Below are 8,095 nucleotides of genomic sequence, written 5' to 3' on the forward strand. Positions count from 1 at the left end.
GAACTCGTGGCGGAGCTGCGCAAGCCGGGCAAACAAACCCAAATCATCATCGCCAAGCTCAGCGTGTTCCGCGGTGGCAAACTGGAGAACTATCAGCTCAAGCGCCGCCTGCTGCTCGCCGCGCTGTTCCGTCACTGGGGGCCGGGCTTTCGCCATGATGCTCGCGAACGCCTGCTGAAAGGTGCGCCCGATGACTGGCCGCGTGACTCGCGTGAGTTGGAAAATTTCACCGCGGAAGAAGCAGAGCTTCTGCCGTTCGACTTCGAGACGATGCGGAACCTACTCACTGATTGCGAGGAGTTGTCGGTCTTGCAGAAGATATGCCGCGAATTGTCCGAACCGTATCGCCGAGATCGCGATACGGGCTTCGCCGAGGTGGAGAAGAAGCTCAACGCGCTCTATCGCCTTCTCTGCCTTCAGAGCCTCAAGCGTGCGCTGCCGCTGATAATCGTGGATGAGGCGCATCACTGGAAGAATGGCGCAAATGGTTTTGCCGAAGTGAAGGAACACCTGTGCCCGATTGCGCGGCGACTCTTGCTGCTCACGGCCACGCCCTTCCAGCTTGCGACCAAAGAAATGCTCGATGTGCTCGCCGTTGCAGACACGCTGGAACCTTGCGGTACCAAGGCCGCATCGAAGCAACGGCAGCAGGCGCTGCGTGAACATCGCGAGCACAGATTAAAGCCAGCGCTGGTTGCATCGGAGACCGCAAGCCAGGCGTTCAGCCGCAAATGGGCCGGATTGCCGCGGAGCGTGAGCACGGAACAACTTGAAGCGGCATGGCGGCAGATCGAAAAGCAAACTCGCACCACCGATGACACGGCAGCACTGCACCCGGACATGCAGCCCTTCATGCAGGTGGCACTAGATCTGTTTGCCGCGAATGGGCAGCTATCGAAAGCTCAGGGTCGCGTCGTCATCCGGCATCGTCGAACGACAAACCATCGGTGGGTGCTGGCAGGCAGCGAGTTTACCGCCGCAGCGCAGGAGCGCAGCGCACGGCCCGATCGGCATGTGCTGCACGCGGCTCCCGGTTTGGATGCCACGGGCGATGCAGAACTGCCGCTCTATCTGCTGATGCTCTGCGTCTCGCTGATGAAGGAGGGCAAGGGCAAGTCATCGCTGGGCGCAAACCTGACCGGATGCTACTCCACGCTTCATGCCAGCCAGGAGGGCCGGGAACTGGAGCGCCTGCTGCGTGGTTCGCAGGAAGGCCAGCGTTACTTGAAGATGCTGCGCGGGCTGGTGCGAGAGCAGGATGATCCGCAACATCCGAAGGTGAAGGCGCTGGCGGCCTTCGCCATGCAATGCTGGCACGCTGGCGAAAAGGTTCTCATCTTCTGCACCCGCGTGCATACGGCGGAGCGCTTGCACACCATCTTGCGTGGTCAGGTGAAGCGCGAACTGGCTGCCCGCGCCCGTCGCTGCCTGGGCGGTGAAGAAGCATTGCGCTCGCTGCACACGCGACTCACGGGACGTGATCGCGACCTCGTGACGCTGGGACTGGATCGAGTGCTGTGGTCGGCGGCGAAAGCTTTTGGTTCAGCGATGCCTCTGACGGCGGATGAACTGCGCATCGAAGATTCGGAACTGCCGGCGCTCGCACGTTTGGCGTTGCGCTGTCGTGTCGATCTTGCTGCGGAGCGTGTGGATCGCGTCTTTGTGCATCGTGCCACGGAGCATCTCATCGCGTTGCGCTTGCTGGCACAGCACCGCTTGCATGAGCACCTGCTTGTGCTCGCAGAAGAGTCGTGGATCACGCATCCGTATGGCCTCGATGCCTTCGCCAGTGACGAGGAGAAGGGCGGCGAGACGGCACGTTTCGATGAGCGCGGCGTTCACACCGTCTATCGTCTTGGCCCGGAGCCGCAGGACACCGCCGTGCAATCGCTTGCCTCCAAACTTCGCGCCACGCGCCAGAATGCGCGCAAAGCGAAGCAGGTCGCCGTGCTCGATGCTTATGCGCTCGCGCCATCGCTCTGGCTTGGCCGTGATCCTGAACAGGCACCTGCTGCTTGCGCGAAGCTGCATCAACTGCTGTGGCAACTCACGCTCGACGACGATGCGTCTCTCGACTTCACGACGCGACTGCTGGTGATGCAGGCACTGCGCCGCACCGTTCTGCGCGATACGGTGCTGCTGCGCCTGCTGCCGGGCCGTGCCGAGCGTGCAGCGGAAAGCTGGGGCGAACTGCTCGCCGAAAAGTTCCATGAGCCGCTGCCGCACCAGCAAGAGAGTATGGCTGACCGTTGCGTCGCCTTTCTCGAAGACCTGCGTGGTGCGAGCGGTCATGTGAACGATGCGAGCACTCGCCGAGGCAGCCTTTATCAAGCCACGCGTCTGCGTGCCGACACAGGCGCTCCAGTCACGCTCGTTACCGGCACCGGCAGCGCCGCCGAGACGCGCACGCGAATTTTCACGGCCTTCAACACACCGCTCTCGCCAGACATCCTTATCTGCACCCAGGTCGGCCAAGAAGGCATAGATCTTCATCGGCATTGCCGTCATGTCGTTCACTACGATCTTGCATGGAATCCCGCTCTCGTTGAGCAGCGCACGGGCCGCATCGACCGTATCGGCAGCAAGACCTTCCGCGAACGCGACCTTACTGCCCTTGGTCAGACGGTATTTCTCGAAGTCGGCCTTCCCTACCTGGCCGGCACCTATGATGAACGCATGTTCGAGGAACTGCGTCTTCGTGCCCAGACATTTGAGGTGCTCACCGGCGGGGACTTTAGTGCAGATCATGCCGAGGAATGGGAAGCCTCCGACGCCCCGGACGATAGCAGTCGCCGCATATCCGCCGTGCCATTGCCGACTGTGCTGCTGGATGACCTGCGGGTGCGCCTCGCCGTGTGGTTGAAGTGAAGCTGAGCGCGTTGTAGTCCGTAGCAAGTGAGCGAAAGGAAATCTATTACGACTGTTCGATCGGCACTTGGGTGAGGCGACCTTCACCCTTTTCTTATGAGGAAGCTGTTTTGCGCTTTACACTTTTTTCGAGGCTAAAAACACCCATCGAGACGCTTCCGTGAGTCACAAAGCATTATAAACGCGTCTCTTACGCGGTTTTGCGAGATTTCATCCCTGTGCATGTGACGTGGGCAATGTCCCACTTTTGGTGAGCGTGCTTTACGTCGCGTGTGCGGCGTGGCCCTGGCGGTTGGCCGCGCTCGCGCCGATCCGCGCCTTCTCCCCTTCTCCACCAATTTCTCGCCCGATCCGCGAGGCGTGCAGCGAGGTCAAGATGCCCGTCACGGATCGCAGCCAGGCGCTCGATGGCGCCTACTACACGAACCTGCTCGGCGATGATGTCGTCGCGAAGGGCTTCGTTCCGCAGGTGGTCCAGCCCAGCATCATGGACGCGATGATCCGCCGCTTGGCCGGCTTCGATCTGCACGAAACCGTCATTCTGCACGAGACCGTCATTCTGCCAGAGAACGGCGAAAAGCTCGTCGGCTTCGCGGCTCACCCGAGCGGCCTCGCAGTCGTCATGCGCTACCTCGTGCCCGCCGCGGAATACGATGAAGCCGGTGCCGTCACCGACCCCGAGACCGGCCTCACCTTCGGCTACCTGCGCTACACGGAGACGCAGAGCAACCGCGTCTTTGTCACCGTCGAGTGCCTTTATGGTTTCAAGGTCGCGCTCGCCGATGGCATCAAGCGCATCGTGAAGCCGTAGGCGGGCTTCAGCGGTAGATCTCTTCGAGTCGATGGGTGAGCTGGCGCGCTTGCGGCCAACCGGCTTCGACAAACAGGTCGAGCACTTCGAGAAGCGCTCCGAGACATTCCGACTCTTGCCCACCGGCGGATTGGAAAATGTCACGGTGATCAGCTAACACTCGCTGAACAAGCTTCACCACTTCCCCAGTGGCGAGGGATTCGTTCTGAAAACCTGCGACGGAAGCGCTGCGGATGCTCTGCGCCGCGAGGAGGAAGATTTCGCGTGGAGCATACGGAAGGAGATACTCAAACGTCTCGATTAGATGGTAGGCGGTGTGCGGATGTATTTCCCTTGCGAGTGCTCGAAGAAGCGGTTCGGATTCCAACCAGAACTGCCGCGTCTGAGTGGTATCGAGCTTCGGTTCATTACTGTCCGAATGGGCACCACTGGTGAAGAAGAGCTGCATATTGATGCCATCCACAACTCGAGATGCGTTGTTTATTTTCTCCTGCACAGGCTTCGCTTCATCGGCGCTTGGTGTCCTTTTTTCATGAAGCGCCTGCCAAGCCTCGCGATGCTGCTTTAGTTTCCCAAGGCTCGTGGTCAGGAAGCGCGAAAGGAACTGCCATGCTCGTGCGCGCACTGAATCAGCGCTGAAGGTCAGCCACCCGCCCTTCCGCAGAGCATGAAGCTGTGGTAACAGCGCATGAACCGCGAGCGGCGTATCGCACGCTTGAATCAATGCGGCGATGTAGGTTTCGCATTCTGAACGTCCGGTTCGGAGAAATTGGAACAGATGTGTGGCGGCAAGCGTTTGATGAATATCGTGCTCCGGATGGGCCTTTGCTGCTCGCTTCGTGATTCGGCGAACGCGATCCATCACGGCTTCTGATTCAGCCCAGAGCCAGTCCATCGCGCTCAGCCCCGCATCGAGAACCGAAAAGCGGCTCTCTTTCTGGATGAAGTCGTCGATCAAGCTCCACATCAAAGCTGGCGCTGGCTTTTCCAACGCCGCCAGCACACGGGCGAGGTTGAATCGAACCAACTTCGACTTGTCTCGACTCAGCCGGCCGAGAGCCGTGGCGAGTGCCTTGTCTGATTGCCCCATCGAGCGCATCCGTGATCAGAAAACCGCGTGCGCCGTCTGGCCAGTTGGAGAGCACATCGTCGAGAGCGTGGGCGATGCCGAGGAGGCTGGCAGGGTTGTTCTGCTCGCGACCGAAAATTTCTTCGGCGAGCAGCAGAACGACCGGGCTTCCTTCAGCCTCCAGCATCTCGGCCAGGCGACGGCTTCATCGACGAGCGACTGGGGAAGCGCGATGGCCAGCCCGAGTCGGTTGATGCCGGTGATCGTGGCGCCCATCTTGCGGATCAGCAGGCGACGACCGTCATGCTTGGGTTGGAGCCACCAGGCCGGATCGGCGATGAGCTTTTCCACCTGGTCGTCCTCGACCGGGTTGAGCAACTGGCAATGGATGCCGGTGGCTTGGTTGGCCTTGTCGGTCTGCTGGTAGGGCGTGCCGTCTTCGCCGGGCGAGTAGCCCTTGACGACCTTGCTGGCCACGAGTTGGTCGTAGATCCTCTTGGCCTGATCGTAGGGGACCGGCGCCTGAGTTTTGGTGCCGGATTGCAGCGCGCTGCCGCGCCGACCGAATTGAAACAAGACGACGTAGCCGCCGTCCTTGGGTTGGATGCTCGCCTGATACTGTTTGTCAGCCGAGCCTTGCCGATAGAAGAGCGTGATTTGCTCCATGGGATTTCCTTTCTGGTTGGTGTTTGTGGGTTGAATGCAAAAAGGCCAGCCGGTGAGGGCTGGCCTTTCACGATTTGCCGAATCAAAGTTACTAGCGGTCTGTCTGACGAAGCGTAAGAGTGATTATTTTGCCGTGGTTATACACATCCATCTCAGATGAAGCTCCGCCGACATAGAAGCGGCCGCATTGTGAGACTGATGGAGTGCCAATGTTATCGACGATGGACGATAGACCCTTTGATTCGGTTTCAGTGAAGAAACTAGAATTCAGGACGTCGTGCATCACTGATATAGACGTCCAACCCGTTGGATTACCATTTTTGACGTAAAAGAGGAATCGTATTCCGTCATCAGTTTTCTCCGCGATAAATATCCGCCGCTCGAAAACATTGGCCGACTCGTCGTACAAAAACGTTACCGATGTATCGGATTCAGAATAAGGCTGTTTGGTCCGTGCGTAGATTTCATCTCGTAGTGCTCGAATCGTAATGGAACAAGGAACGGTATGCGGGATAGCAGCAGCGGGGATGCTGGTTACTGTCTGATTGGGTGTCGAAGCGGGTGGGGGCGAGGGCTGGTCCTCCGTCACCAGGTCCTGGTTGCTCGGCACCGACGCCACGGTTTGGCCCGATTTTTGCTGATTGTCCGACGAAGAGTTCTTAGCGATCTGTCGTTTTTCCAATGTGTCCGGATCAACCTTTTCTGTCGTCGACGTCTTGTTAAGCGCTACGATTTGATCCTTGCTGAGCGCGTCGATCGGAATCTTAGCGACTCCATTGGCGTGCATGATTGTCACGTCATCTTGGCCAACCGCACTAAGCGTGGCCGCGTTATACCGAACACTCCCAACCAGAAGCGTCACACTTGATGCGTGGGCATTTTTCAGAGCGATCTGCCGCGCAGCAGCAGTAGCAAAACTCTCCGCGTTTTGCCATTTTTCGACGACGACGTTGATCTGAGAGGCGTAATCGGGAAGGCGAGCGGCCATTCCCCGCGCCTGGCGAACCATGAGCGAGGCATTTTCCGGCGACACTGACGTCACATTGGCCGGAGGATATTGGAGCACAGCGATGATCCCCGAATTCCACACTCTCACTGGCTTGCCGGTCACAAGGATGGCCACTGAATCGCTTGCCCCTTGGGTAAACGAGAAATAGCGCAGAGCCTCGACGTACTGCCCAGGCGGTTCCCGGTATAACAGCAGACCGTTCGTGATGAGCTCCTTCGCCCATGTTGCGACCGTTGACATCAGAACCGCCGTGATGATGAGAAGAGATTTCATGAGTGGAAGTTGAGGTGGAAACGATCTACGGAATCGTTGGGTTTGAAGTGAATTTGGGCGCTTGGCGACCCGGCAGAATTGGCAGGGTTTGCTGCTTGTCCGCGGACGAGTGAAAAATCCGATCCACGGAGATGAGTAAACTGCCGCATGTGAAGGGTCAGCAAGCTAAAATGCAAGCTATAGACTGTGGTCGATCGCTTCTGGGGCTGGTGCGGTAAGAAATGTGCCAGCGCGCCCGAAACACCGGAAGATTATTGGCGACGCCATTCGTGAATCACGGAAGGCCGCCACGCTCTCGCAAGAGAAACTCGCCGAAAAGGCCGACCTGCATCCGAACTACATCGGAGAGGTCGAGCGCGGCGAGAAGACGATTTCCGTGGACGGTTTGTTGAGGATTGCAGACGCGTTGAAGGTCAGTGTGACCAAATTCTTCCCTGGGCTTTGAGGCCTGGGAAACTGGCTCACTCACGGCAGGAAATCCTTCAGTCCTCTCTTCTCCGGAAATGGGATGTCGGGTTCGTCCGCGAAATACACTTTCACGAACCGTTCACCGCGCACAGGCCAGCCTTTGCTCTTGAGCAACCAGTCCGCGACGAATTCTTCCACGGTGATGCGCGCCTGGCCGCGCGCCACCTCCACGTAGCCAGTGCTCATGGCCTGTCTCTCCAGGAAAGGTGAGACCTCCCGGTGCAGGGCCTCCAGTTGATCCCACTTGTCGAAGCGGCCCCAACCCGACTCGGTCCATTCGTAGACGCTCCGGGAATCGACGGCGACGGGGAGCTGGGCCTGGAAAGGGGGCGCGATCACGAAGGCGATGCCGCGTCCTTCATCCAGGTATATGTTCCAGCGGTTCCGCAGCACGATCTGGTAGCGGTAGGTGGCGTTGAGCCGGATGGAGGAGCTGGTCGTGCCGCGCCACGAACCGGACTCTTTGGTTAGGGTCTCGGTCTTGATGAAGCCGTTGGTGTGCAGGATGCCGCCGGGGGTGCGGAAGGGCACCAGCTCGGGTGGCGGTGAGAGTGGCCCGCCATGCGCGGACCCAACCTTGGTATCGGTGGGCCACCAAATTCTGGCGAGCACCAGGACCGCGGCGATGAAGCCGACGGAAAACGGGATGATGAATCGTTTCATAGGGTTCCTTTCATGGGCAGCAGCCGGCCCCGCACTCGTGGATGAGGCAGGGCCGGCTGGCTTCCGGGTTTTCTTTTTTTAGCCGTCAGGACCATGCGCGGCATTCGTTGAAGAACTCGCAACCCGCGCACTGCATCCCGGGCGAGGGCACGAAGTCCTGACGCTCCAGGCCGTTCACGTACGCTTCCATGAGCCGGAAGAGCCGGGTCTGCTGCAGGTCGCTCATGGGCGGCAGTGCCGTGACGACGAGCTTGGGGTTCTTCAGCTT

The 8,095-nt window shown here is 59.2% G+C and carries 7 protein-coding genes and 1 pseudogene; 3 read left to right on the plus strand and 5 right to left on the minus strand.

Annotated elements, in window-relative coordinates:
* Both ABJF10_RS26785 and ABJF10_RS26790 read left to right on the plus strand, forming a co-directional pair.
* Positions 1 to 2,868, plus strand: a 2,868-nt coding sequence (locus ABJF10_RS26785; protein WP_348547692.1) for a DEAD/DEAH box helicase, incomplete at its 5' end; no start/stop codon positions are given.
* 250 nt (positions 2,869 to 3,118) lie between these two features.
* Positions 3,119 to 3,679, plus strand: a complete 561-nt coding sequence (locus tag ABJF10_RS26790; RefSeq protein ID WP_348547693.1) for a hypothetical protein — start codon at positions 3,119 to 3,121, stop codon at positions 3,677 to 3,679.
* 7 nt (positions 3,680 to 3,686) lie between these two features.
* On the opposite strand, the gene ABJF10_RS26795 is transcribed toward ABJF10_RS26790, so the two are convergent.
* From ABJF10_RS26795 to ABJF10_RS26805, 3 genes are all read right to left on the minus strand, one after another.
* Positions 3,687 to 4,769: a hypothetical protein gene (locus ABJF10_RS26795; protein ID WP_348547694.1), complete on the minus strand. Its 1,083-nt coding sequence runs from the start codon at positions 4,767 to 4,769 to the stop codon at positions 3,687 to 3,689.
* A 15-nt stretch (positions 4,770 to 4,784) separates the two neighbouring features.
* On the minus strand, positions 4,785 to 5,414 hold the full coding sequence (locus ABJF10_RS26800) for a WGR domain-containing protein (RefSeq protein WP_348547695.1): 630 nt from the start codon (positions 5,412 to 5,414) through the stop codon (positions 4,785 to 4,787).
* A 91-nt stretch (positions 5,415 to 5,505) separates the two neighbouring features.
* On the minus strand, positions 5,506 to 6,696 hold the full coding sequence (locus ABJF10_RS26805) for a hypothetical protein (RefSeq protein WP_348547696.1): 1,191 nt from the start codon (positions 6,694 to 6,696) through the stop codon (positions 5,506 to 5,508).
* Positions 6,697 to 6,919: 223 nt separating this feature from the next.
* Here ABJF10_RS26805 and ABJF10_RS26810 point away from each other — a divergent pair, with 223 nt between their 5' ends.
* Positions 6,920 to 7,141, plus strand: a complete 222-nt coding sequence (locus ABJF10_RS26810; protein WP_348547697.1) for a helix-turn-helix transcriptional regulator — start codon at positions 6,920 to 6,922, stop codon at positions 7,139 to 7,141.
* Between the two features lie 20 nt (positions 7,142 to 7,161).
* On the opposite strand, the gene ABJF10_RS26815 is transcribed toward ABJF10_RS26810, so the two are convergent.
* Together ABJF10_RS26815 and ABJF10_RS26820 are read right to left on the minus strand one after the other, a co-directional pair.
* Positions 7,162 to 7,827 carry a hypothetical protein gene (locus ABJF10_RS26815; protein ID WP_348547698.1) on the minus strand — a complete coding sequence of 222 codons (666 nt, stop codon included), beginning with the start codon at positions 7,825 to 7,827 and terminating at the stop codon, positions 7,162 to 7,164.
* Positions 7,828 to 7,912: 85 nt separating this feature from the next.
* Positions 7,913 to 8,095: pseudogene (locus ABJF10_RS26820) on the minus strand (PD-(D/E)XK nuclease family protein); the annotation flags it as partial.

Origin of the sequence: Chthoniobacter sp. (assembly GCF_040003245.1) — a bacterium.
In the GTDB taxonomy this organism is placed as follows: Bacteria; Verrucomicrobiota; Verrucomicrobiia; order Chthoniobacterales; family Chthoniobacteraceae; genus Chthoniobacter.